Source organism: Serratia sp. KH_031, from assembly GCF_057839655.1.
On the sequence record NZ_CM174496.1, the window covers coordinates 1,694,546 to 1,719,462 of the forward strand.

At 51.1% G+C, this 24,917-nt stretch carries 26 protein-coding genes; 23 read left to right on the forward strand and 3 right to left on the reverse strand.

Features of this window, described 5'->3' with window-relative positions; all coding sequences use genetic code 11:
• Nucleotides 1-154: 154 nt before the first annotated feature.
• The 10 genes from ccmA to mlaA all read left to right on the forward strand — a co-directional run bounded on the left by ccmA (nucleotide 155) and on the right by mlaA (nucleotide 8,005).
• A complete protein-coding gene (gene ccmA, locus AC3ISQ_RS07520; protein ID WP_489351962.1) occupies nucleotides 155-787 on the forward strand; it encodes a cytochrome c biogenesis heme-transporting ATPase CcmA in 633 nt (210 codons plus the stop codon).
• The gene (gene ccmB, locus AC3ISQ_RS07525; protein ID WP_489351963.1) at nucleotides 787-1,446 is read left to right on the forward strand and encodes a heme exporter protein CcmB; all 660 of its coding nucleotides are present in this window, start codon (nucleotides 787-789) and stop codon (nucleotides 1,444-1,446) included. The genes ccmA and ccmB overlap by 1 nt, the downstream gene beginning before the upstream one ends.
• Nucleotides 1,447-1,561: 115 nt before the next feature.
• On the forward strand, nucleotides 1,562-2,299 hold the full coding sequence (locus tag AC3ISQ_RS07530) for a heme ABC transporter permease (RefSeq protein ID WP_489351965.1): 738 nt from the start codon (nucleotides 1,562-1,564) through the stop codon (nucleotides 2,297-2,299).
• Nucleotides 2,296-2,529 (forward strand): heme exporter protein CcmD, encoded by a 234-nt coding sequence (gene ccmD / locus AC3ISQ_RS07535; protein WP_489351967.1) that lies wholly within the window; start codon nucleotides 2,296-2,298, stop codon nucleotides 2,527-2,529. Before AC3ISQ_RS07530 ends, ccmD begins: the two co-directional genes overlap by 4 nt.
• Nucleotides 2,526-3,020 carry a cytochrome c maturation protein CcmE gene (gene ccmE, locus AC3ISQ_RS07540; protein WP_489351969.1) on the forward strand — a complete coding sequence of 165 codons (495 nt, stop codon included), beginning with the start codon at nucleotides 2,526-2,528 and terminating at the stop codon, nucleotides 3,018-3,020. The genes ccmD and ccmE overlap by 4 nt, the downstream gene beginning before the upstream one ends.
• On the forward strand, nucleotides 3,017-4,987 hold the full coding sequence (locus AC3ISQ_RS07545) for a heme lyase CcmF/NrfE family subunit (protein WP_489351971.1): 1,971 nt from the start codon (nucleotides 3,017-3,019) through the stop codon (nucleotides 4,985-4,987). Before ccmE ends, AC3ISQ_RS07545 begins: the two co-directional genes overlap by 4 nt.
• Entirely contained in the window at nucleotides 4,984-5,535 is a 552-nt protein-coding gene (locus AC3ISQ_RS07550; RefSeq protein WP_489351972.1) for a DsbE family thiol:disulfide interchange protein, read from the forward strand. Before AC3ISQ_RS07545 ends, AC3ISQ_RS07550 begins: the two co-directional genes overlap by 4 nt.
• The gene (locus AC3ISQ_RS07555; RefSeq protein WP_489351974.1) at nucleotides 5,532-5,996 is read left to right on the forward strand and encodes a cytochrome c-type biogenesis protein; all 465 of its coding nucleotides are present in this window, start codon (nucleotides 5,532-5,534) and stop codon (nucleotides 5,994-5,996) included. Before AC3ISQ_RS07550 ends, AC3ISQ_RS07555 begins: the two co-directional genes overlap by 4 nt.
• Nucleotides 5,996-7,207 carry a c-type cytochrome biogenesis protein CcmI gene (gene ccmI / locus AC3ISQ_RS07560; RefSeq protein ID WP_489351976.1) on the forward strand — a complete coding sequence of 404 codons (1,212 nt, stop codon included), beginning with the start codon at nucleotides 5,996-5,998 and terminating at the stop codon, nucleotides 7,205-7,207. Before AC3ISQ_RS07555 ends, ccmI begins: the two co-directional genes overlap by 1 nt.
• Nucleotides 7,208-7,243: 36 nt before the next feature.
• Nucleotides 7,244-8,005 (forward strand): phospholipid-binding lipoprotein MlaA, encoded by a 762-nt coding sequence (gene mlaA / locus AC3ISQ_RS07565; protein WP_489351977.1) that lies wholly within the window; start codon nucleotides 7,244-7,246, stop codon nucleotides 8,003-8,005.
• A gap of 560 nt (nucleotides 8,006-8,565) precedes the next feature.
• Here mlaA and fadL read toward each other — a convergent pair.
• Complete coding sequence (gene fadL, locus AC3ISQ_RS07570; protein WP_489351979.1) at nucleotides 8,566-9,855, reverse strand: long-chain fatty acid transporter FadL; 1,290 nt, start codon at nucleotides 9,853-9,855, stop codon at nucleotides 8,566-8,568.
• Between the two features lie 405 nt (nucleotides 9,856-10,260).
• Here fadL and AC3ISQ_RS07575 point away from each other — a divergent pair, with 405 nt between their 5' ends.
• The 4 genes from AC3ISQ_RS07575 (at nucleotide 10,261) to sixA (ending at nucleotide 15,053) form a co-directional block, all read left to right on the forward strand.
• On the forward strand, nucleotides 10,261-10,557 hold the full coding sequence (locus AC3ISQ_RS07575) for a YfcZ/YiiS family protein (RefSeq protein WP_489351980.1): 297 nt from the start codon (nucleotides 10,261-10,263) through the stop codon (nucleotides 10,555-10,557).
• A 209-nt stretch (nucleotides 10,558-10,766) separates the two neighbouring features.
• On the forward strand, nucleotides 10,767-12,077 hold the full coding sequence (fadI, locus tag AC3ISQ_RS07580) for an acetyl-CoA C-acyltransferase FadI (protein WP_489351982.1): 1,311 nt from the start codon (nucleotides 10,767-10,769) through the stop codon (nucleotides 12,075-12,077).
• Nucleotides 12,077-14,254, forward strand: coding sequence for a fatty acid oxidation complex subunit alpha FadJ (fadJ, locus tag AC3ISQ_RS07585; protein ID WP_489351984.1), 2,178 nt, complete (start codon nucleotides 12,077-12,079; stop codon nucleotides 14,252-14,254). Before fadI ends, fadJ begins: the two co-directional genes overlap by 1 nt.
• 316 nt (nucleotides 14,255-14,570) lie before the next feature.
• Nucleotides 14,571-15,053, forward strand: a complete 483-nt coding sequence (gene sixA, locus AC3ISQ_RS07590) for a phosphohistidine phosphatase SixA (RefSeq protein ID WP_489351986.1) — start codon at nucleotides 14,571-14,573, stop codon at nucleotides 15,051-15,053.
• A gap of 71 nt (nucleotides 15,054-15,124) precedes the next feature.
• On the opposite strand, the gene smrB is transcribed toward sixA, so the two are convergent.
• Nucleotides 15,125-15,655, reverse strand: a complete 531-nt coding sequence (smrB, locus tag AC3ISQ_RS07595) for an endonuclease SmrB (protein WP_489351987.1) — start codon at nucleotides 15,653-15,655, stop codon at nucleotides 15,125-15,127.
• 160 nt (nucleotides 15,656-15,815) lie between these two features.
• On the opposite strand from smrB, the gene prmB reads away from it, so the two are divergent.
• The 6 genes from prmB (at nucleotide 15,816) to AC3ISQ_RS07625 (ending at nucleotide 20,471) form a co-directional block, all read left to right on the forward strand.
• Nucleotides 15,816-16,748, forward strand: a complete 933-nt coding sequence (prmB, locus tag AC3ISQ_RS07600) for a 50S ribosomal protein L3 N(5)-glutamine methyltransferase (RefSeq protein WP_489353178.1) — start codon at nucleotides 15,816-15,818, stop codon at nucleotides 16,746-16,748.
• A gap of 63 nt (nucleotides 16,749-16,811) precedes the next feature.
• Entirely contained in the window at nucleotides 16,812-17,897 is a 1,086-nt protein-coding gene (gene aroC / locus AC3ISQ_RS07605) for a chorismate synthase (RefSeq protein ID WP_489351989.1), read from the forward strand.
• A gap of 6 nt (nucleotides 17,898-17,903) precedes the next feature.
• Nucleotides 17,904-18,731 carry a penicillin-insensitive murein endopeptidase gene (gene mepA / locus AC3ISQ_RS07610; protein WP_489351991.1) on the forward strand — a complete coding sequence of 276 codons (828 nt, stop codon included), beginning with the start codon at nucleotides 17,904-17,906 and terminating at the stop codon, nucleotides 18,729-18,731.
• 3 nt (nucleotides 18,732-18,734) lie between these two features.
• Nucleotides 18,735-19,535 carry a sulfite exporter TauE/SafE family protein gene (locus AC3ISQ_RS07615; protein WP_489351993.1) on the forward strand — a complete coding sequence of 267 codons (801 nt, stop codon included), beginning with the start codon at nucleotides 18,735-18,737 and terminating at the stop codon, nucleotides 19,533-19,535.
• A gap of 79 nt (nucleotides 19,536-19,614) precedes the next feature.
• Nucleotides 19,615-20,163: an elongation factor P hydroxylase gene (locus AC3ISQ_RS07620; RefSeq protein WP_489353180.1), complete on the forward strand. Its 549-nt coding sequence runs from the start codon at nucleotides 19,615-19,617 to the stop codon at nucleotides 20,161-20,163.
• Between the two features lie 26 nt (nucleotides 20,164-20,189).
• Nucleotides 20,190-20,471: a YfcL family protein gene (locus AC3ISQ_RS07625; RefSeq protein ID WP_489351995.1), complete on the forward strand. Its 282-nt coding sequence runs from the start codon at nucleotides 20,190-20,192 to the stop codon at nucleotides 20,469-20,471.
• 35 nt (nucleotides 20,472-20,506) lie between these two features.
• Here the strand turns inward: AC3ISQ_RS07625 and mnmC are convergent, their stop codons facing one another.
• Nucleotides 20,507-22,528, reverse strand: a complete 2,022-nt coding sequence (gene mnmC / locus AC3ISQ_RS07630; RefSeq protein ID WP_489351996.1) for a bifunctional tRNA (5-methylaminomethyl-2-thiouridine)(34)-methyltransferase MnmC2/FAD-dependent 5-carboxymethylaminomethyl-2-thiouridine(34) oxidoreductase MnmC1 — start codon at nucleotides 22,526-22,528, stop codon at nucleotides 20,507-20,509.
• Between the two features lie 161 nt (nucleotides 22,529-22,689).
• Between mnmC and fabB the strand changes: the two genes are divergently transcribed.
• The 3 genes from fabB to AC3ISQ_RS07645 all read left to right on the forward strand — a co-directional run bounded on the left by fabB (nucleotide 22,690) and on the right by AC3ISQ_RS07645 (nucleotide 24,909).
• Nucleotides 22,690-23,916, forward strand: a complete 1,227-nt coding sequence (gene fabB, locus AC3ISQ_RS07635) for a beta-ketoacyl-ACP synthase I (RefSeq protein ID WP_489351998.1) — start codon at nucleotides 22,690-22,692, stop codon at nucleotides 23,914-23,916.
• Nucleotides 23,917-24,110: 194 nt separating this feature from the next.
• Nucleotides 24,111-24,530 carry a hypothetical protein gene (locus tag AC3ISQ_RS07640; protein WP_489352000.1) on the forward strand — a complete coding sequence of 140 codons (420 nt, stop codon included), beginning with the start codon at nucleotides 24,111-24,113 and terminating at the stop codon, nucleotides 24,528-24,530.
• A gap of 58 nt (nucleotides 24,531-24,588) precedes the next feature.
• Nucleotides 24,589-24,909 carry a copper-binding protein gene (locus AC3ISQ_RS07645; protein WP_489352002.1) on the forward strand — a complete coding sequence of 107 codons (321 nt, stop codon included), beginning with the start codon at nucleotides 24,589-24,591 and terminating at the stop codon, nucleotides 24,907-24,909.
• Nucleotides 24,910-24,917: the final 8 nt, after the last annotated feature.

Below are 24,917 nucleotides of genomic sequence, written 5' to 3' on the forward strand. Positions count from 1 at the left end.
GGTTGCGCAGGGGATGGTGTTTTTTTACCTATTATTGATCTTATACGCAATAATACCCCTATCGGAGTAGTTTCTACGCCTGTGTCAGGCTACGTCCCCAATACGGCTTATGCTATGATTCGGTATCCCAAAGAGAAATAGCCGAGTTCCCCTAATGCTGGAAGCCAAAGATCTGAGTTGTGTCCGTGACGAGCGCACCTTGTTTAGTGGGCTGAGCTTTTTGGTCAATCCGGGCGATATTATTCAGGTTGAAGGCCCCAACGGTGCGGGTAAAACCAGTTTGCTGCGTATTCTCGCTGGATTAGCGCAGCCCGACAGCGGCGACGTGTTCTGGCAAGGGAACAATACTTTACGTCATCGCGAGCAATACCATCAGGATCTGTTGTTCCTCGGTCATCACCCCGGCATTAAAACCATGCTGACTCCATTCGAAAATCTGCAATTTTATCAGGCGGTACGCCATGTTTATGACCATGCTTTGATTTGGCAGGTATTGGAGCAGGTAGGATTGGTCGGCTATGAGGATCTTCCGGTCGCTCAACTTTCTGCTGGGCAACAGCGCCGTGTCGCTTTGGCGCGATTATGGCTGAGTGATCACCCGCTGTGGATATTGGATGAACCTTTGACCGCGATTGACAAACAGGGCGTGGCAGAATTGATCGACTTATTTGAACAACATGCACAGCAGGGCGGAATGGTGCTATTGACCACCCATCAGGATCTGGCCAGTGCAACGCGAACCATCGGCAAGATTCGCCTGACGGAAATCGGCATGGAGAGCGCCTGATGTTTTTAGTTTTATTGCGACGTGAGCTAAAAATCGCTTTTCGTAAAAGCGCTGAAATCGTCAATCCGTTGTGGTTTTTCCTGATAGTGATCACATTGTTCCCTTTGGGAATTGGACCTGAACCGCAATTGCTGGCACGGATCGCACCAGGGATTATCTGGGTTGCTGCGTTACTGGCCTCATTACTTGCCCTTGAGCGTTTATTCCGCGACGATTTTCTCGATGGTTCATTGGAACAACTTCTATTATTACCTACGCCATTACCGATGACGGTACTGGGAAAAGTGGCCGCGCATTGGTTGGTGACGGGGTTGCCATTGTTAATTTTATCGCCGCTGGTAGCGATGTTGTTGTCCTTGGACTTCAATACTTGGCTAGCGACAGCGGCGACTTTGCTATTGGGCACGCCCACGTTGAGTTTGATTGGGGCGATTGGCGTCGCGCTGACCGTGGGGTTACGTAAGGGCGGGGTGTTACTCAGCCTTCTGGTGTTACCGCTGTATATTCCGGTATTGATATTTTCGACGGCGGCGATCGACGCAGCATCAATGGGAATGCCGATTGACGGCTATTTGGCTGTCTTGGGAGCGGTGTTAGCGGGAAGTATTACATTAGCTCCATTCGCGACCGCCGCCGCATTACGGGTAAGTGTGCAATAATTAAAGAATAAAAGCGCGGGACAACGCCAATAAGAACGTATCCCTTAGCGTAAATTTTTCACCGCCGATGTTTGGGGCGGCCACCGCATTAATTTTACTGTGAGCAGAGACGACAATGTGGAAATGGTTACATCAGTTTGCCCGACCTGAACGGTTGTATCACGTCTGTGGTCGGTTCGTCCCTTGGCTGGGGTTAGCGGGAGCCGTTTGTCTGCTGCTGGGTTGGGTTTGGGGTTTCGGTTTTGCTCCAAAGGATTATCAGCAGGGCGATAGTTTCCGCATCATGTATATCCATGTACCGGCTGCGATGTGGTCGATGGGCGTGTATGGTTCAATGGCGATTGCCGCGTTCATCGGGCTGGTTTGGCAGATGAAGATGTCCGATACCGTAGTGGCTGCGATGGCTCCGGTTGGTGCAGTATTTACCTTTATCGCCTTGGTCACGGGCTCCGCGTGGGGCAAGCCGATGTGGGGCACCTGGTGGGTTTGGGATGCGCGTCTGACCTCTGAATTGGTGTTGCTGTTCTTATATATGGGCGTGATTGCACTGTATAACGCTTTTGAAGATCGCCGTTTAGCGGGGCGAGCTGCAGGTATTCTGGTATTAGTCGGTGTCGTAAACTTGCCGATTATTCATTTTTCGGTCGAATGGTGGAACACGCTTCACCAGGGCTCCACCAATATGCAACAGAGCATCGCACCCAGTATGCGTACCCCGCTGCGCTTCGCGATCCTCGGCTATCTGTTGTTCTTTATCACTCTGACTTTAATGCGTCTGCGTAACCTGATTTTGAGTCAGGAACGTCAACGCCCGTGGGTGGCCGAATTGGTTAACAAGGAGCGTCAGTCATGAGTATCGCATTCAGCTCCTGGCAGGCATTTTTTGCCATGGGCGGTTACGCCTTTTACGTTTGGCTAGCCGTTGCCGCGACACTTATTCCGTTGCTAGGGTTGGTATTCCATACCTTATGGCAGCGTCGACAACTGTTGGATGAGATTGGCCGTCGTCAGGCGCGCGAGCATCGCATCCAGCAGTCGCAACAAAAAAATACACCGCCAATCAAGCGGGAGAAATCATTGTGAATCCACGTCGTAAAAGCCGTCTCTATCTGGCGATTGTTGTCCTGATCGGCGTCGCATTAACCGCCACTTTGGCGTTATATGCGCTACGCTCCAATATCGATCTGTTCTATACCCCGAGTGAAATCTTGCTGGGTAAAGGTGAAAATCATGAGAAACCGGAAGTGGGGCAACGCCTGCGTATCGGTGGCATGGTGATGCCCGGCTCGGTCAAACGCGATCAAAAAACGCTGAAAGTACACTTCAAGATCTACGATGCGCGCGGCGCCATTGCTGTCACTTATGAAGGGATCTTGCCGGATCTGTTCCGTGAGGGGCAGGGTGTCGTGGCACAAGGTGTGCTGGAAGAAGGCAACGTGGTCAATGCGCGTGAAGTGCTGGCGAAACACGATGAAAAATACACCCCACCAGAAGTGGCTGATGCGATGAAAGAAAATCACCAAGGGCCAGCTTCGGCCTACTCCAGCCCGCAAGACGAGGGCAATAAGTCATGATGCCAGAGATAGGTAATTTCCTGCTGTGCTTGGCACTGGCGGTTTCGGTATTGTTGAGTGTCTATCCGCAATGGGGCGCTGCGCGGCAGGATCAACGCATGATGGCGGTGGCGCGTCCACTGACTTACGGCATGTTCATTGCCATCGCATTATCCTTTTTTTGCTTGGTCTATGCGTTTATCACCAATGATTTTACCGTTGCTTATGTTGCCGGTAACTCGAACAGCCAACTCCCGGTGTATTACCGAATTGCCGCGACTTGGGGAGCGCATGAAGGTTCATTGTTGCTCTGGGTTCTGCTGTTGAGTTGTTGGTCGCTCGCGGTGGCATTGTGTAGTCGCAGTATGCCAGCGGACGCCGTGGCGCGTGTGTTGTCAGTGATGGGGATGATTACCGCCGGGTTCCTGCTGTTTATCATCATGACTTCCAATCCATTTACCCGTACTTTGCCTGATTTCCCTATCGATGGGCGCGATCTCAACCCGTTGTTGCAAGACGTCGGTCTGATTTTCCACCCGCCATTGTTATATATGGGGTATGTCGGTTTCTCCGTCGCTTTTGCTTTCGCGATTGCTTCATTGATGGCTGGTCGACTCGATACCGCGTGGGCGCGTTGGTCACGACCTTGGACTACCGCGGCTTGGGTGTTCCTCACGATGGGTATCGTGCTGGGTTCTGCTTGGGCCTATTACGAATTGGGCTGGGGTGGTTGGTGGTTCTGGGACCCGGTCGAAAACGCCTCCTTTATGCCGTGGTTGGCGGGAACAGCGCTGATCCACTCGTTGGCAGTCACCGAAAAACGCGGGACGTTCAAAGCTTGGACGGTTCTGCTGGCGATCACCGCATTCTCTCTCTGTTTGCTCGGCACCTTCTTGGTGCGCTCCGGCGTGTTGGTTTCGGTGCACTCTTTTGCCTCCGATCCGGCGCGCGGCATGTTTATTCTGGCGTATCTGGTGATTGTCATCGGTGGATCGTTGCTGCTGTATGCGGTGAAAGGTGGGCAAGTACGCAGCCGGGTGCAGCATGAAACCTTCTCACGTGAGACTTTCCTGCTTGGCAACAACGTGCTGCTGATTGCGGCCACGTTGGTGGTGTTGCTAGGGACGTTATTACCGCTGGTGCATAAACAGCTCGGTTTGGGCAGCATTTCTATCGGCGAACCCTTCTTTAATACCATGTTCACCTGGCTGATGGCGCCGTTGGCATTGCTGTTGGGGATTGGGCCGCTGGTGCGCTGGCGTCGTGATGAACCGACCAAATTGTGGCGCCGCTTGGGCGTGGCGCTGGTGGTGACCTTAGCGCTGTCGATCTTATTGCCTTGGTTGATGCAAGACAGTATCGCTGGCATGACCGTTGTTGGGCTGATGATGGCAGTGTGGGTGACGGTATTGACGTTGATGGAGTTGCATGAACGAGCTACTCACCGTCATGGCTTCTGGCGTGGTTTAACGCTGCTTTCTCGTAGTCATTGGGGCATGGTGCTAGGGCATTTGGGCGTGGCGGTCACTGTAGTGGGCATTGCCTTTAGCCAGAACTACAGCGTTGAGCGTGATGTACGCATGAAGGCGGGAGATGTCGTAGAAATTCACGATTATCGTTTCACTTTCCGCGATGTACATGATGTTAAAGGGCCAAACTATACCGGCGGTGTCGGTGTTATCGATGTGACTCGCAATGGCAAACCAGAAGCAACACTGCGCGCGGAAAAACGCTATTACAACGTGTCACGCAGCATGATGACGGAAGCCGCCATTGACGGCGGTCTGACCCGCGATCTGTACGCGGCACTCGGCGAGGAACTGGATGACGGTTCTTGGGCGGTGCGTTTGTATTACAAACCCTTCGTGCGTTGGATTTGGTACGGCGGCGTCTTTATGGCGTTCGGCGGCATTCTGTGTATTCTCGATCCGCGTTATCGCATGAGTAAAAAATTGAAGCGCCAAGGCAAATTGGAGGAACAGGCATGAACCGCAAACTGTTGTTTATCCCATTAGTCCTGTTCCTGTTGCTGGTGGTGGCTTTTCTGGTGCAGTTAACGCGTAACGCCGGTGGGGAAGATCCCACCATGTTGGAATCTGCGTTGATCGGTAAGCCAGTGCCGGTGTTCAAACTGGAATCACTCGATCAACCGGGTAAAACTTTCGATCAAACCGTACTGCGCAACGGCAAACCGATATTGCTTAACGTTTGGGCGACTTGGTGTCCCACCTGTCGTGCTGAGCATCAATATCTCAACACGCTGGCAGCGAAAGGCATCCGCGTGGTCGGTCTAAACTATAAAGACGACCGAGCCAAGGCGGTTGAGTGGTTGAATACGCTAGGTAATCCTTATGCGCTGAGCCTGTATGACGGTGACGGCATGTTGGGATTGGACCTTGGTGTGTATGGCGCGCCAGAGACGTTTTTGATAGACGGGCAGGGCATCATTCGTTATCGCCATGCGGGTGATATGAATGATCGTGTCTGGCAGCAAGAAGTGTTACCGCTATGGCGTAAATACGGGGGGGATGCATGAGACTGATCGCCCTGATGATGGCGGCATTGCTGAGTTTTGCGGCAAGCGCGGCTATTGATACTTATAAATTTAATTCGGTTGAACAGGAGCAGCAGTACCGCGAGCTAACCGAACAACTCCGTTGCCCAAAATGCCAAAACAATAGCATCGCGGATTCTAATGCCATTATCGCCGCTGATATGCGCACCAAGGTGTACGAGCTGATGATGCAAGGGCAGAACAAACAACAGGTTATCGATTACATGGTGGCGCGCTATGGCAATTTCGTCACCTACGAACCTCCAGTGACGCCTGCGACTCTGATCCTCTGGATAGGGCCATTGCTGTTTGTGTTGATAGGTGGTGCGATTGTGATTATGCGAACTCGTCGCCGTACCGTCAGCGATAACGATAAATTCTCCGTACAGGAGCAGCAGCGCTTGGCGGCGCTGTTAGATGAGACTGACAGGAAGAAACCCTAATGGCATTTTGGCTGATAATTATTGTACTTCTGGTGGGTGCTGCGGCATTGCTGGTGATACCGGCGATGCGGCAAGAAAAGGAAAACTCCACCACTAGCCGCGATACGCTGAACAAGACGTTGTATCAAGATCGCTTGAACGAATTGGAACAGGACGAGCAACAAGGGGTAATAGCAGAACGCCCGGAGATGGTGCAAGAACTGCAACAGAACCTGTTGAACGATATTCCAGACCAACATCAAGAAACGGTAAAACCGATCAATCGCTGGGCGTTAGTACCCGGTGTTGCCGTGCTGGTGGTCGTGGCTGTCGGTTTCTACTTCAAAACTGGCGGCTTAGCACAGGTTAATGCTTGGCATCAGGTTGAGGCTCAAATGCCGGAACTGCGCGAGCGTGTTGCTAATGAACAAGCCAAACCATTGAGCATGGAAGAGATTGCTCGTCTGGGTTTGGGGTTGCGCACTTCATTGCAGGAGGACGATCGTAATATCAATGATTGGATGATGCTCGGTCGTGTCGGCATGGCGCTGAATAATGCGACCACTGCGACTCAGGCATTTGCCCACGCCTATCAATTAGACCCGAATAATCTGGAAGTACGTCTCGGTTATGCCGAGGTTTTGACGCGTTCCAGCGATCCAGAGGATAATAAACAAGCAACGCAGATGCTGCGCAAGATGGTTGCCGAAGATCATACCAACCTGCGTGTGTTAAGCCTGTTGGCGTTTAACGCCTTTGAGCAAGGGGACTATCAACAGGCCATCGGTGCTTGGCAAGTGATGCTAAAATTATTACCTGCCGACGATCAACGGGTTGAAGTGCTAAAGCGCAGCATTGAACAAGCAAAAGTACAGGCCGGCGAGGAAACTGTTAAACTTGCTGTGAATGTCTCATTGTCGCCGGAGGCGGCAAAAGCATTACCGCAGCAAGGGACGCTGATAATTTCGGTTACCGATGGTAAAAGCCCGGTGCCGGTTGCTGTAAAACAACTACCTCTGAGTCGTTTCCCGTTGTCATTATCGCTTGATGACAGCAATGCCATGATGCCAGAACGCTTACTTTCGGCGCAGCATCAGGTCAAGGTGCGAGTACGTATCTCACAAGATGGTCTAGCTACGCCTCAGGCGGGCGACTGGTTTGGAGAGAGCGCCGAACAGGATTTCAGCGGTAAAGGGCAAGTTAGCGTTCAGATAGATAAGCAGGTTCCCTGATAATAAAGACTGAACGTGGTTTTCATGGAGAAATATATGAACATTCGCCTGACTGGGCTGGCTTTCACAACGGTATTACTCGTAGGTTGTGCCAGCACTCCGGATAAAGACCCACAAGGGCGCAGCGATCCTCTGGAAGGGTTCAACCGTACGATGTTTGATTTCAACTTCAACGTACTTGACCCTTATGTAGTGCGCCCAGTGGCGGTTGTTTGGCGCGATTATGTGCCGATGCCGGCGCGAAATGGCATCAGTAACTTCTCTTCCAACCTGGAAGAGCCGGCCAGTATGGTCAACGAATTTTTACGTGGCGACCCTTATAAAGGGATGATCCACTTCAACCGTTTCTTCCTGAACACCTTGTTGGGGATGGGCGGATTGATCGACGTTGCAGGTATGGCGAACCCGAAACTGGCGCGTGAAGAGCCGCACCGCTTCGGTAGCACCTTAGGTTACTATGGCGTCGGTTACGGCCCGTATGTGCAATTGCCGGGCTATGGCAGCTTTACCTTGCGTGAAGACGGTGGTGAGTGGGTAGATAAACTCTATCCGGTACTGAGTTATCTGACCTTCTGGATGTCGGCCGGTAAATGGGTACTTGATGGTATTGAAGTGCGAGCTCAACTGCTGGATTCCGATGGTCTGCTGCGTAACTCGTCAGATCCTTATTTGATGATGCGTGAAGCCTACTTCCAACGTCATGATTTCTTGGCCAGCGGCGGTGTGCTGAAAGCTGAAGATAACCCGAACGCTCAGGTTATTCAGGGCGATTTAGACGAGATAGATTCGGCGCAGTAAAGCCCAAAAATGAGTTTATCGAAACCCGCCTTGATGGCGGGTTTCGTTTTTTGCGTAGCGTCTCGCATAACCTTTAACGGTTTATTCTTTAGGACAGTGTTAGGTAGAGGATAGGCGTAGACTGCGTGTGGGTGCTCTGGATCTTTCTGTCTGGGGCGAGAAGTTTGCAGTTTGGTTTCAGGTAGAAAGAGAAAGACCCCGAGTGATATCAATCAACCCGAGGTCTCACCTGACTCCTGAACAGTGTCAGGTTAGTCCTTTACTCGCCGCAAGGCAAGGAGAAGGAGGAAGATGCCGAGCAAATTGGAAGTGATATCCCCTTCATCTTTCAAGCTGCAGGGGTGTTGGCTGCCTTCGTTCACCCCAGTCACTTGGTGGGCCAAGCTCCTGGGGATTCACTCAGTTGCCGCCTACCTGCAACTTGAAATCTATTGGGGATATACCGCATCTATTATCTGAAATATTGAGAGACGTTCTTACCAAAACAAAGCGCCCCCGCCGTTGTTCAAACGACAGGGGCGCTTTCCTTAGAATTACCGCAGTAATTAGAAGGTGTTGCTTTAGAAGGTATAGTTGAAGTTAGCGCCGTACAGCCAGGCTTTACCTTCAGACTCGAAAGTATACGGATTTTCTTTAGGACCTTCATTGATGGTCACGTGTTGGCCGTGCATGTAGGAAACACCCACGTCAACTGACGCATTTTTGTTGAACGCGTAAGTGGTACCTGCGCTTAACCAGAAACGGTCTTGGTCTGGGATAGAGATAGAGCGGTTCTGAGCCGGTACTGGGCTGTCATCAAAGGCAATACCGGTACGGAAGGTCCAGTTCTGATCGTAGTAGTAAGTGGTACCCAGCGCGATGCGGTAGGCATCTTTGAAGCCTTCATGTTTTTCGAATAGCGTCTGACCGTTAGAACCGGTCGCTTTCAGCTCTTGGAACTGGCTCCAACTGGTGTAAGCCAAGCTATAGTGGATCGCCCATTGTGGCGCGACTTTGTTATAGCCAGACACTTCCCACATTTCTGGCAGGTTCAGTGTCAGCGAGCCAGGGATGGTGTTGCCATCGGTGCCCCACGGCAAACCCGTACGGCCTTGCGCTGGGTTCAGACGAGAAGGAATGCTACTCTTATAATCGCCATCGAAATCGATTTTCACTTCTGAACGATAAGTGAAGCCATAACGGTTGTTGTCATCAACTTCATACAAGATACCGGCGTTCCAGCCATAACCCCACTCGTCACCTTTCAGATGCGAGATTTGGGTGTCAGCTGGCATGCCCAGAGCGACGCCTGCTTCACCTGCATAACGCTCCAATTTTGCTTTGGCATAAACGGCATCAAAGCCCAGACCGAAGCTGAAATGTTTATTCAGACGGTACGCGGCGCTTAGGTTCAGGTTTGCCGTGGTCAAATCGGTTTTACCCGCGTAAGGACCTGCTGCGTAGCTGTCGTTAAATTCGGTAGCCAGACCATAGTTACTGGTCAGAGAACCCCCTACAGCCCACTGCTCGTTAATTGGCTGAATGTAGTGCAGGTTTGGCACCCAAGCAACAGGGGCGATATTTTTGGCATCCAAACTCGCACCGCTACGGGATTGACCAGAAATATTAACGTCCGGGTCGATAAAGATCGCACCGGCAGAGAAAGAAGGACGATCGAACATCATCATAGTTGCAGGGTTACGGCTCGCAGATGCGGCGTTATCCGCTACTGCACCTTCACCAGAGAAAGAACGGCCTAAACCAGCAGATGAATACTCATTCAACTGGAATCCTGCGGCAGACGCATTTGAAGAAATAATTGCCACTGCAACCGTGAAGGCTGACTTGGTAAATAGGTTTTTCTGGCTCATGACCAAAACCTCATTATGTGTTTATTATTTAAACTATGTTACACGAAGTAACAAGGAGCGCGGGATTGTAGGGTCCGTTATCACTCAGACAAATCAGACCAGTGGCTGAATTATAGGTCTGACCTGTTAATATGTTGCAAGTTTGTTTTTAAAATATTTCAAATTCGATCTCCGAAAGGAGATCTGCTTAACAAAAAATGGTCAGTGAGTAACGAAATTCTTACTATTACTTAGCAAGGAACGATTTTCATTTGTGATATCCATCACTTAAAACGCTTACAAAAAGTATGGCTAGTGCTGGCGAGGGTAGAGGCGTAAAATAACCAGCAGATTTTTGTGTTTTTGCGCCAGATCACAAATGGCAATTTGGGCGAGTTTAAAACCGCCTGTGAGGAGAAAACGAACATGTCAGATGCAATTAATAAATGTAATGCTCAAGAAACAGCGGCTTGCTGCTGCGTCGATGTCGGTACCATCATGGATAATACCGATTGCACGGCTTCCTACAGCCAAGTATTAGCTAATCAGCAAGATGCAGAGAAAACACTGGCGGTTTTGAGCGAAAAAGCACGTGCCGTGGAGTCTGACCCTTGTGACATCACTAGTAGCATTAAACCCGTTGACGGCGGTGTGCAACTGGATGCCAATTTTACCTTTGCTTGCCAGGCTGAAACTCTGATCTTCCAACTGGGTCTGCGTTAATCCCAGTCTTCACGTGCGCGGGGTGACTCGCGCACGGCGATTTCCTCGACTGTCCCTTCTAGCTCAATTCCCCCTCAAATAAAGTTGCTCCTGCTCGCAGTTTTCGCTTCTGGTTGTTTGCTAAGTGTAAATATTTGGTTAACAATGCCAACATCAGGTCTGACCTCTTGATGACCATTGCGCTGACGTTCTTTCCTTCAGGAGTTTTTATGAGTAAGGCATTGCCGCTGACTACCCGCCAAGGCGACCGTATTGCGATCGTTAATGGCTTACGTACCCCTTTTGCTAAACAGGCAACCGCTTATCACGGTATTCCGGCGGTGGACTTGGGCAAAACAGTGGTGAGTGAGTTACTGGCTCGCAGCGGTATCGATCCTGAACTCATCGATCAACTGGTTTTCGGTCAAGTGGTACAAATGCCGGAAGCGCCAAATATCGCGCGTGAAATCGTGTTAGGGACGGGCATGAGCGTACATACCGATGCCTACAGCGTATCACGCGCCTGTGCCACCAGTTTCCAAGCCGTTGCCAACGTGGCGGAAAGTATTATGGCTGGCAGCGTTAGCATTGGTATTGCCGGTGGGGCGGATTCATCTTCCGTGTTGCCAATTGGCGTCAGCAAGGCGTTGGCGCGTACTCTGGTTGATGTGAATAAAGCTCGCACGCTATCTCAACGCCTTAAATTGTTCAGCAAACTTAAGTTTCGCGATTTACTGCCAGTTCCCCCGGCGGTGGCTGAGTATTCTACCGGTTTACGTATGGGTGATACGGCTGAGCAAATGGCCAAGACCCACGGTATCAGCCGTGAGGAACAAGATGCCTTGGCGCATCGTTCTCACTCTTTGGCGGCCAAAGCTTGGGAGCAGGGGTTATTACAGCAGGAAGTGATGACGGCCTATATTCCTCCCTATAAAACTCCGTTCTCTGATGACAATACTATCCGTAAAGATTCCAGCTTGGCGTCCTACGCTAAATTGAAACCCGCTTTTGATCGCAAGCACGGCACGGTTACTGCTGCTAACAGTACGCCATTGACCGACGGCGCCGCCGCCGTATTGATGATGAGCGAATCTCGCGCCAAAGAATTAGGATTGGAACCTTTAGGTTATCTGCGCAGCTTTGCTTTCTCTGCCATCGACGTATGGGAAGACATGCTGTTGGGGCCGTCTTATGCCACGCCATTAGCGCTGGATCGTGCGGGTATCACTTTAGCTGATCTCGCTTTAATCGATATGCACGAAGCCTTTGCCGCACAAACGTTGGCTAACTTGAAAATGTTTGCTAGCGCTGAGTTTGCCCAACAAAAATTGGGGCGCAGTCAGGCGATCGGTGAAGTGGATATGAATAAATTCAACGTATTGGGTGGTTCGATTGCTTATGGGCATCCGTTTGCGGCTACTGGTGCGCGCATGATCACTCAAATGTTGCATGAATTGAAACGTCGTGGCGGTGGGTTGGGGCTGACAACAGCCTGTGCCGCCGGTGGATTGGGCGCTGCGATGATCTTGGAGGTGGAATAATGAGTTTCGAGAACGCATTACACGAACAACGCGCCAAACCTTCAGCTTTCCAACTGACGCTGCGCCCAGACAATATCGGCGTCATCACCATCGATGTTCCCGGCGAGAAAGTGAATACCTTGAAAGCCGAGTTTGTCGAACAAGTGAATGATGTACTGACCAAAGCGCAGCAACTGACTACGTTAGAAGGATTGGTGATTATTTCCGGTAAGACTGACTCCTTTGTCGCCGGGGCGGACATCACCATGATTGCTGCATGTAAAACGGCGAAAGAAGCAGAGTCACTGGCGCGTAAAGGGCAAAATACCTTGGCGCAAATTGCTGCCTTCCCAGTACCGGTAGTGGCGGCGATCCACGGTGCTTGCTTAGGCGGTGGTTTGGAACTGGCTTTGGCCTGCCACAGCCGTGTCTGTTCGCTGGATGACAAAACGGCTCTGGGTTTGCCAGAAGTTCAGCTCGGCCTGTTGCCCGGTTCCGGCGGTACCCAGCGTTTGCCACGGTTGATTGGTGCCAGTAAAGCATTGGACATGATCCTGACCGGTAAACATATTCGTGCGCGACAGGCATTGCGCATGGGGTTGGTGGACGACGCTGTGCCAAACTCTATCCTGCTGCAAACTGCCATTGAGCGGGTGAAGCAAGGCTGGAAAAGTAAACGTGAATTGCCATGGCAAGAGCGGTTACTCAATGGCCCATTGGGTAAAAACTTGCTGTTTAGCATCGTGCGTAAAAAAACGTTGGAAAAGACTCACGGCAATTACCCGGCGGCTGAGAGAATTATTCAGGTGGTACGCACTGGGTTAGATCAAGGTTCCACCAGTGGTTATGAAGCAGAAGCAAAAGCCTTTGGCGAACTGGCGATGACGCCAGAATCAGCCGCATTGCGCAGCTTGTTTTTTGCCTCGACGGCGCTGAAAAAAGAGCGTGGCGTGAATTCCTATCATAAAGACCATGCGCGACCGCATGATTTACATCGAGTGGGGATTCTGGGCGGTGGTTTAATGGGCGGTGGGATTGCCTGTGTCACCTCTACGCGTGGTGGTTTACCCGTACGTATTAAAGATGTGAATGAGCAGGGCATTAATAACGCGCTGAAATACAGCTGGGATGTTCTCAGCAAGCGAGTGCGTAGTAAAAGAATGCGTCCACAAGAGCGCCAGAAACAGATGTCGTTGGTCTCCGGCTCGACGGATTACACCGGTTTTGAGAACGTCGATATTGTGGTGGAAGCGGTGTTCGAGGACTTGGCACTGAAACAACAGATGGTTGCGGAAATCGAACGATATGCCGCACCACACACGGTGTTTGCTTCCAATACGTCTTCGTTGCCCATCGGTCAAATTGCCGCTAATGCCGCGCGACCAGAACAGGTGATTGGTCTGCATTACTTCAGCCCGGTCGATAAGATGCCTCTGGTCGAGGTGATCCCACATGCGACCACCAGTGAAGAAACCATCATGACGACTGTGGCATTAGCACAGAAGCAAGGCAAAACGGCGATTGTGGTCGCTGACCGCGCGGGTTTCTACGTCAACCGTATTTTAGCGCCGTATATTAATGAAGCTGCACGCTGCCTGCTGGAAGGCGAGCCGATTGAGTCTTTGGATAAAGCACTGGTCGATTTCGGCTTCCCGGTGGGGCCAATGACGCTGTTGGATGAAGTCGGCATCGACGTCGGTACTAAAATCATTCCTATTTTGGTGGCGGAACTTGGGCCACGTTTTGCCGCGCCAGCAGCATTTGATGCGGTGTTGAAAGATGGTCGCAAAGGGCGCAAAAACGGCCGTGGTTTTTATCTCTACCCAACAGGGGGACGTCAGCGTAATAAGAAAAGCGCGGATACCTCAGTCTATAACCTGTTGGGAATTACGCCTAAAGCCCATTTGCAGCATCAGATTATCGTACAGCGGTGCATGATGATGATGTTGAATGAAGCGGCGCGTTGTCTGGATGAAGGCGTGATTCGTAGTGCTCGCGATGGGGATATTGGCGCAGTATTTGGCATTGGCTTCCCGCCATTCCTCGGTGGTCCGTTCCGTTATATGGATCAATTAGGAGCGGAAAAGGTCGTCAAAACACTGCAATTCCTTGAGCAGCAGTACGGTGAACATTTTGAACCTTGTGAATTGCTGCAACGAATGGCTAAGCAGAGCGAACGTTTCTACCCTGCGGTGTAAATTGCACTACAGTTGGATCATACAGGCAATGTGATCGCTATCACTCCTTGTAACAACGGTAATTCCGGAGACTGTACAGGGATATTAGAGCGAGGTAACGTAACTCGTCGGTGGCGAAAACCGCGGCACCGACGAATAACATTTACAATGGAAGATGAAAATTTAACCCCTTGAATTGGTGGTTATGTGAACAGGAATGTCACATTCAGACGCGGTTGATGTAAAAAACAGCGTTTTCTTTACCTGAACTTTCAGGCAGAATGCCCGGTCGCCATAGAAAGACGGCACATTTTTTTGTCAACAACAGCGGTGCAATATGCAAGTTTTGATTATGCGTCACGGCGATGCTGCTCTTGAAGCAGCCAGCGACTCGGTAAGACCTCTTACTGCTTGTGGCCGTGATGAGTCACGTCAGATGGCGACTTGGTTGAACAACAAGTCAGTAAATATTGAACGTGTGCTGGTCAGCCCGTATCTACGCGCAGAGCAGACGTTAGAGACAGTGCGAGAAGTATTACCTCTGCCGGAAGATGAGGAAGTAATGCTAGATCTAACGCCCGGGGGCAACGTCGCCTTGGTGAGTTGTCATTTGCAAGAACTGGCTAAAGAAGGCGTTTCTTCGGTACTGATCGTATCGCACCTGCCGTTAGTGGGCTATCTGGTGGCTGAGTTGTGTCCTGGCGAATGTCCACCCATGTTTGCTACTTCTGCCATTGCTAACGTTGAGCTGGCCTCAGATGACTGCAACGGTAAATTTGAATGGCAAATGAGCCCGTCGAAAGTGATGGCGAAAGCCTGATATCGAGAAACGGTCTAGTAAAAGGGCGATGTTGATCATCGCCCTTTGTCATTTTTACACTTTAGCAATTTCTATTGAGCTAGCTCGATCAGTACTAGTACCGCCGCGCTGCCACCCCATTCTTTAGGGGCCTGATGAAAAGCCAGCACATCCGGGTGTTGTGCCAACCACAGTGGCGTCTGTTGCTTAAGAACGTGTTTGCCGTGGCCATGCATCACACAGGCGCAGTGCACGTGCTCACGTTTACAGGCGGCAATCAACGCCCCTAATTCTTGCTTGGCCTGAAGCTGCGTTAAACCGTGCAGATCCAAAAACAGATCGGGTATATAATCCCCGCGCCGCAACTTTTTCAATTCGTAATGGCTGTAGCCAGGGCGCACGTAACGCGCCGGACCTTCTTCATCCAATAACGGTTGGAACTCATCAGAAAAATAAAAACTGGCATCCACCTGTTCCTGCAATAAACGTTGTGGGGCAACTTGCTTGAATTTACTTTTAGGTTTGGGGTGGACAATCGTATCCTGCCGCAGCTTTTCTGTGCCAGAAATTGACTCCCTGAAAAGCAGCAATTCCTCTTTGCTCAGGGGGTTCTTGTTCTTCATTATTTATCTACCGGATAACATTCATTTCGGTAGTTTACCGTCTCAATGCTTACCGGCGAAGTAAAACGTATCTAGAATGACGCAACAGCTGATTTGTCGCGTGCTTCGTGGCAAACTAAGCGGCTAACTCATGAATCATCGCCGCCTGCCGGAGGGCAAATTGGACAAAATTTTCGTCGAAGAAGCAGTGAACGAACTGCACACCATTCAGGATATGCTGCGCTGGGCGGTAAGCCGCTTTAATGCTGCTAATATCTACTATGGTCACGGAACCGATAACCCGTGGGACGAAGCAGTGCAGTTGGTTTTGCCCAGCCTGTTCCTGCCGTTGGATATTCCAGAGGATATGCGCAGCGCGCGTCTGACTTCTAGCGAGCGTCACCGTATCGTTGAGCGCGTGATCCGCCGCGTGAACGAGCGCGTGCCAGTCGCTTATCTGACTAACAAAGCCTGGTTCTGCGGTATGGAGTTCTATGTCGATGAACGCGTACTGGTGCCGCGTTCGCCGATTGGTGAGTTGATTGCCAACCAATTTGATGGGCTGATTTCACATCCGCCGCGTCATATTCTCGATATGTGTACCGGTAGTGGTTGTATCGCCATTGCTTGCGGTTATGCGTTCCCAGAAGCGGAAGTTGACGCCGTAGACATCTCTACCGATGTACTAGCGGTGACTGAACGTAATATTCAAGCGCATTGCGTTGAACATCAGGTGATCCCGATCCGCTCTGATCTGTTCCGTGACGTTCCGGCGATCCAGTACGATCTTATCGTTACCAACCCGCCGTATGTTGATGCAGAAGATATGTCTGATCTGCCACAAGAGTTCCGTTTTGAACCGGAACTGGGGCTGGCGGCAGGTAGCGATGGCCTGAAACTGGCGCGTCGTATTTTGGCTTGCGCACCTGATTTCCTCAGTGATGACGGCGTACTGATTTGTGAAGTCGGCAACAGCATGGTACATCTGATGGAACAATATCCGGATATTCCGTTCACCTGGCTGGAGTTCGATAACGGCGGTGACGGCGTATTCATGCTGACTAAACAACAGCTAATTGATTGCAAAGCGCATTTCAGTCTCTATCGCAGCTAATTTCTCATTAGGGTCTGCCGTATCAGACCCTAAATTGATCAAGAATAACGGTAAGGAGCCGTGATGGCAGGGAACAGTATTGGGCAGTTTTTCCGCGTCACCACTTTTGGTGAATCTCACGGTGTGGCGCTGGGTTGTATCGTTGATGGCGTGCCGCCGGGCATTCCATTGACCGAAGCAGATTTACAACATGATTTGGATCGCCGCCGTCCGGGGACTTCACGCTACACCACCCAACGTCGCGAACCGGATCAAGTCCGTATTCTGTCTGGCGTGTTCGAAGGTGTGACCACCGGCACTAGCATTGGGTTGATCATCGAAAACACCGACCAGCGCTCGCAGGACTACGGTGCGATAAAAGATCTGTTCCGCCCTGGTCACGCAGATTACACCTACGAGCAGAAATACGGCGTGCGTGATTATCGCGGCGGTGGTCGTTCATCGGCGCGTGAAACCGCAATGCGCGTGGCTGCCGGGGCGATCGCCAAAAAGTATTTGGCGCAAAAATTTGGCGTCACGGTTCGTGGCTATTTGGCACAAATCGGTGACGTAAGCTGTGAACTGAAAGATTGGGATCAGGTCGAGCAAAACCCGTTCTTCTGCCCGGATCCTGACAAATTGGAAGCGCTGGACGAATTGATGCGTGCGCTGAAGAAAGAAGGCGACTCAATCGGTGCCAAAATTAGCGTGATTGCAGAAAATGTACCGGTCGGCTTAGGCGAGCCGGTATTCGATCGTTTGGATGCCGATCTGGCGCACGCCTTGATGAGTATTAACGCCGTGAAAGGCGTAGAAATCGGCGATGGTTTTGCCGTTGTGACTAAACGTGGCAGTGAAAACCGTGACGAAATCACGCCAGAAGGTTTCCAAAGCAACCATGCGGGCGGCATTCTCGGCGGTATCAGCAGCGGTCAGCCGGTGATTGCTCACTTGGCGCTGAAACCGACGTCTAGCATCATGGTGCCGGGGCGCACTATCAATCGGCAGGGTGAAGCGGTCGAAATGGTCACGCGTGGTCGTCACGATCCTTGTGTCGGCATTCGTGCAGTGCCGATCGCCGAAGCGATGATGGCGATTGTATTGATGGATCACCTACTGCGCCAACGGGCACAAAATGGTGATGTGCACTCCGATGTTCCACGCTGGTAACGCAAAATGAAACAATGGATGTTGGGTATTGCGGCTTTGATGGTTTCGAGTTCTGCCTTGGCGTTGACACCTTGGCAGCAAATTAACCATCCTGTGTCCGGAAGCGCGCAGGCGATAGGCGGTTTTTCCAATGGTTGTATTATTGGCGCTCAGCCTCTGTCGCTGAATTCACCAGATTATCAAGTGATGCGCACCGATCAGCGTCGCTATTTTGGTCATCCAGATCTGTTGGCATTTATTAAGCGCCTTGGTATTGAAGCCAATCAGCAACGGTTGGGTACGGTATTGATTGGTGATATGGCGATGCCTGCTGGCGGTCGCTTCAGCAGCGGTCACGCCAGCCACCAATCCGGGTTGGATGTGGATATCTGGTTGCAGTTGCCGCGCCAGCGTTGGAGCTCACAGCAATTGTTGAAGCCACAACCGATCGACCTAGTGACCAATGACGGTAAAACTGTGCGCAGCAGTCAATGGCAACCGCAGATTGAATCGTTGATCAAGACTGCCGCTCAAGATAGCGAAGTGACACGGATCTTCGTCAACCCGGCGATCAAACAGCGTTTGTGCGATGATGCGGGTGCCGATCGTAGTTGGTTGCACAAAGTTCGTCCGTGGTTCGGTCACCGAGCGCATATGCATGTACGTTTGCGTTGCCCGGCGGGAAGTTTGGAGTGTAAAGATCAAGATGCTCCACCGGTCGGTGATGGCTGTGGTGCGGAACTGGCAAGTTGGTTTGAGCCACATCAGCCAAGTTCCAAACCGGGTAAACCGGTGATACCGCCGTTACCTCCAACTTGTCAGGCTTTGCTGGATAATCATTTCGCAGCGGAATAAAAAATGGACTGGTTAGCTTTTAGCCCCGAGTTGCTCGGGGTGCTGTTTGTCGTGGCGCTAGTGGCCGGTTTTATTGATTCGATTGCCGGGGGGGGCGGGTTGCTGACCGTTCCGGCATTGTTGGCGGTGGGAGTGTCTCCGGCGCAAGCATTGGCAACCAATAAACTGCAATCGGTGGGCGGTTCTTTCTCCGCCAGCCTGTATTTTATTCGCCGCCGGGCGGTCAATCTCAACGATCAAAAGCTAACCATTTTCCTGACGCTGATCGGCTCGATTATCGGGGCGATTTTAGTGCAACATATGCGCGCCGATTTGCTGCGCCAGATATTGCCAATATTGGTGATCGGCATTGGTTTATACTTTTTACTAACGCCAAGATTGGGTGAAAACGATCGCCAGCGCCGTTTGAGTGCGTTACCGTTTGGATTGGTCGCTGGTGGCTGTGTCGGTTTCTATGATGGGTTCTTCGGCCCCGGCGCAGGTTCTTTTTACGCTTTGGCTTATGTCACCCTGTGTGGTTTCAATCTGGCCAAATCTACCGCTCATGCCAAAGTCCTGAATTTTACTTCGAACCTCGGTGGTTTGGTGCTGTTTATCATCGGCGGCAAAGTGGTGTGGAGCATCGGTCTGGTGATGTTGGCCGGGCAGGTGATTGGTGCCCGCTTAGGTGCACACATGGTGCTGACCAAAGGGCAAAAATTGATCCGCCCGATGATCGTGATCGTTTCTTTGGTCATGAGTTTGAAGCTGCTGTATGACAACCACGGTACGGAAATACAACAGTGGTTGGCGATGCATTTTTAAGTGCGAAAAAGGCGATGGTGAGTATAATAGCCGCCTTATTATTGTGGTTATTTGAGTTTTTTCTATGTCACTTTCCTCTATGTCAGACAAACACCAGTATCCGCAACTGATTGAAATCTTTAATCAGTGTTTCAGCGATGACTATAATACTCGCTTGGTAAAAGGCGATGATGAGCCGATTTATTTGCCGGCCGATGAAACATTGCCTTACCACCGTATCGTTTTTGCCCACGGCTATTATGCCAGCGGAATGCATGAAATCTCCCATTGGTGCATAGCGGGTGAAGAACGCCGCAAGTTGGTGGATTTTGGCTATTGGTACTGCCCGGACGGGCGCGATGCACAGACGCAAAGTGAATTTGAAAAAGTAGAAATCAATCCGCAAGCGTTAGAGTGGATGTTCTGCGTCGCGGCAGGTTTCCCCTTCAACGTAAGCTGCGACAATCTGAATGGCGATTGTGAACCGGATCGTATTACCTTCCAGCGCAAAGTGCGCAGTCGTGTATTGGAATTGCTGGAACACGGAATACCCACACGACCTGCGCGCTTTATTCAAGCCTTACAATCGTTCTACAATACGCCTTCACTAGCGGCTGAGCATTTTCCTTATCCGGAAGATCTCAACTGAGTTAAATAAAGAGATATTTGATTTTAATGATCGCAGAATTTGAAGAGCGCATCTTAGCGTTGATTGATGACATGGTAGAGCACGCTAGCGATGATGACCTGTTTGCCGGTGGCTACCTGCGCGGTCATTTGACGTTAGCGGTCGCCGAAGTGGAAGCCCATGGTGAGCACACGGCGCAAGCGCTGAAAGCCAGAGTGGAAGAGAGCTTGGCAAAAGCGATTAGTGCGGGTGAGCTGTCACCACCTGATCAAGTCTTGGTCAAAGGCATGTGGCAGAATCTATATCAAACAGCTCTACCAACAACCTAAACGTCAACCCCCGCAGCCATCGCGGGGGTTAAACATTAAACCGCTTTTCCTTTCAGCAATTTCCTTATCCACATCCGATTCGGGTTCAGCGCCGCCAACATGTCTCGATCGCCCGGTAAAGGCTCGCCAAACAGTTGCGCTGCCAGAATTTCTGCCGCCAGCGGTGCCGTACACAAACCGCGTGAACCCAGCGCCCCGATCACAAACAGATTGGGATAAGTTGGCGCTGGTGCAATGGTCTCGTTGTTTCTTTGTTGTCGCTGCAAATCCTGATACTGACTCAAGGTCGCATCATAGTCGGGAATACCGCCGATCACTGGCAGATGATCACGTGCCGCACTGCGCACACCGCAGCGTGCTTGTTGGTCACTGACGTCGACCGTTAACGGCCACTGTTGCTCCGGTAAACAACGCAATAATCGTGCGCGGTTTTCTTGCTGCTCGGTTTCGCGATAATCCGTGGTTGTGTCGCCGCGTTGATAACTGGCACCGATGCAATGCTGTTGATTATGTGGATTAACCGGCGTGAGATAACCGTCATAACACAAAACTTGCTGCAATTGGCTCAACGCTGGCGTGGTTGGAATATGTGAAACCTGGCCGCGCACAGAGTAAACCGGTAGGGTTGAACTCTGCGCTAGTTGTGGCAATTGGTGACCGTTAGCGAGGATCACCGTGGCGTGTTGTCGAACGCCACCCTCGGCGAAGGTCAATTGCCAGCCTTGTTGGTTAGGCTCGAGAGTCTGCAATTTATGCTGATAGTGGCAAACCAACCCTTGCTGTTGTGCCAGTGTGATCGCCGCACGAGTGAGTTCGGCAGGGCATAACCAACCACCTTGCGGATAATTGATACCGCCAAAACCGGTGTCCACGCCACATAATGTACTTAGCGTTTCGCGATCGGCGGCGTGGGCTAGTGCTTCGGGCCACGCGGTCATCAGCATCTTTTCAATCTTACCGGCGCTTTTCTCATCGTAGGCAAGTTGCGCAACACCGCACCATTGATGATCAAACTCAATGCCTTGTCGTGTTAGTGCGTCATACTGACGCCGGGCGAAAGGAAAAGCAGCGGTGAAGAAGTTCTCCAATGCATCGCCGCGTCCGTTCAGCAATGGGTATAAAGCGCCTTGGCGGTTACCGGAAGCCCCTTCGGCGGGTTGTTCGTCGCCACAGTACAGGGTGACTTTCGCACCGCGCAGCAGCAGGGCGAGGGCGGTTAATGCACTGGAGATGCCTCCACCGATCAACGCGATATCCTCTACGTTATCTGCTGCTGGTCGGTAAAGCCAAGGTGCTGGATGGTCAGTCAATGGGGTTTCTGCGGGGAGCACACCGGCAAGCATTTCACGCTTCTGCCCGAATCCCTTGCACTTGGTGACGTTGAAACCGGCTTGTTGCAACCCTCGGCGCACAAAACCAGCGGCGGTGAAGGTGGCGAAACTCCCTTCAGGGCGAGCAAAGCGTGCCATGGCGGCGAATAAATTTTCTGTCCACATGTCCGGGTTTTTCGCCGGAGCGAAGCCATCGAGGAACCAAGCATCGATCTGGTTATTCATACTGGCGTCGAAATGGGGCAATAACTCGTTAACGTCGCCAAACCATAAATCGAGGGTGATACGGCCGTTGTCGAGTAATAAACGGTGGCAACCTGGCAACGGTAGTGGCCATTGTGCACGTAGTTCGTCTGCAAAAGTTGCCAGTTCCGGCCAGCGAGCATGAGCCGCAGCCAGATCGGTCGGTTGCAGCGGGAACTTCTCAAAGCTGATGAAGTGCAAACGTTGCAATGTTGCCGTCGGGTGCTCGGTATGGAAATGGGCAAAGGCCTGCCATAAGGTCAGGAAGTTTAATCCGGTGCCAAAGCCAGTTTCTGCCACAATAAATAGAGGGCGCGAGTGTTCAGTAAAGCGTTGTGGCAGTTGGTTACAGTTAAGAAACACGTGGCGAGTTTCTTCCAACCCGTCCTGATTGGAAAAATAGACGTCATCAAACTGTTTCGAAACAGGTGTACCTTGTTCGTTCCAGGTTAACGTTGCGGGTTGGATCGGGGCATTGCTCACGGTGATGGCTCGTTACTCAAGGGGTGACGGGATTCTAACGGTGTGAGCCCAGTGGCGCAAATTACCGAAGAAAAACGCTGATCGGACTTGTTCGGCTTACAACTGTACGCTAAAGTGCGTGGCGAAATCCCGAATGAAAATTATTGTGGAAGAGGTATTGAATGAAACGTGCAGTGATTACAGGCCTGGGCATTGTCTCCAGTATTGGTAATAACCAACAGGAAGTCTTGGCGAGCCTGCGCGAAGGTCGTTCTGGGATCACTTTCTCCCAGGAGCTGAAAGATTCCGGTATGCGTAGCCACGTATGGGGCAATGTAAAAAACCTAGAAGTTGCAGATAAGATTGATCGTAAAGCTTTGCGTTTTATGAGCGACGCTTCTATTTATGCCTTTATCTCCATGCAGGAAGCCATTGAATCCGCGGGTCTGAAAGAAGATGAATACCAGAACAACCCACGCGTTGGTTTGATCGCAGGTTCAGGCGGTGGTTCACCACGTTTCCAAGTATTTGGTGCTGACGCGATGCGTAGCCCACGTGGCCTGAAAGCCGTAGGTCCTTATGTAGTGACTAAGGCTATGGGTTCCGGTGTTTCTGCTTGCTTGGCGACCCCATTCAAAATCCACGGTGTTAACTACTCTATCAGTTCAGCCTGTGCGACTTCCGCCCACTGTATTGGTAACGCGGTTGAGCAAATCCAATTAGGCAAACAAGACATCGTATTTGCTGGCGGCGGCGAAGAGCTGTGCTGGGAAATGGCCTGTGAGTTCGACGCTATGGGTGCACTGTCTACCAAATATAACGAAACGCCAGAAAAAGCCTCCCGTACTTACGATGCTAACCGCGACGGTTTTGTTATCGCTGGTGGTGGCGGTATGGTGGTGGTTGAGGAACTGGAACACGCGCTGGCTCGCGGTGCACACATCTATGCTGAAATCGTTGGCTACGGTGCGACTTCTGACGGTGCAGACATGGTGGCTCCTTCTGGTGAAGGCGCAGTGCGCTGCATGAAGATGGCGATGCAAGATCTCGGCAATGAGAAAATTGACTACATCAACGTACACGGTACTTCTACCCCAGTCGGTGACGTGAAAGAGTTGGGTGCCATCAAAGAAGTGTTCGGCGACAACTCTCCAGCGATCTCTTCCACCAAAGCAATGACTGGCCACTCTCTGGGTGCTGCTGGTGCACAGGAAGCCATCTATACCTTGCTGATGCTGGAACACGGTTTTATCGCACCAAGCATCAACATCGAAGAACTGGATGAGCAAGCGGTGGGTTTGAACATCGTTACTGAAGCGACTGATCGTAAGCTGGATATCGTGATGTCCAACAGCTTCGGCTTCGGTGGCACCAATGCGACACTGGTGATGCGTAAATTTAAGAAGTAAGCTTTAGACGTAGCATTTATGAAGAGCGGACTCGATGATTATCGGGTCCGTTTTTTTATTTGTGGGGATAATAATTGACTGAAATCAAAGTGTTTTAAGTTAAGCCTTCCGTCTTTGTCAGATGATGTAAATTCTATATCAGCCGCCGTTTTCCACCGCTATACTCGGCATGTTCAATTTCATAGGTTTATTCCATGTCGGCTTCGGCTTCCATCTCATTATTCATGCATCGTCTGCGCTTCGCCAAGAAGCGGGCAGCAGCGTGGCTATTGATGGTGTGTTGGTTATTGCTGAATAGCCAATTGGCGATCGCTAACCATAACTGTGAGTTGCAACTCAGTGCTGAAGCGCCGATGGCACAGCATATGATGCATATGCAACAAAGTGCAGAACCTGCCAAAGTACTGGCTACCGATCCTTTATGCCAAAAGCATTGCGTACCGGATTCGGTACAACAGGATCATGCCAACTTAACTTTGGCGGCACTGCCAGTCAGCACTGAACTCTTGGTGACTGCGCCAGTACAACAAGTTCAATTTTCCAGAGCCACTTGGCAAACCCCTCCAATAGCAGGCCCGCCCGCAGAGATCGCCTTCTGCCGGTTCCGTGAATAGCTAACCCATCGCTTATCTATTGATTCGTGTTGGTTAACTATTTTATGGAGCTATTATCATGCGTAATTTATTTGCTGTTGTTTTCTTCTCTCTGTTTTTCTCTTCTTCTGTTTTCGCTGCCGATATGGCGATGGATCAGCACGGTGCTGAAGCCTCAAGCGAAATTCACAGCCAAGGTGTTATCAAAGCCTGGGGTGAACAGAAAGTCACTATTGCCCATCAAGCCATTCCCGCATTGAGCTGGCCGCCGATGACCATGAATTTCACTCAACCGCAACCGGCGTTAGCGGCTTTGCCGGTCGGAACCCAAGTGGATTTCAGCTTCTTGCCGGTTGATGGCGGCTATCAGCTAATCGCTATCAGCGCCAGCCAGCAATAACGGAGACG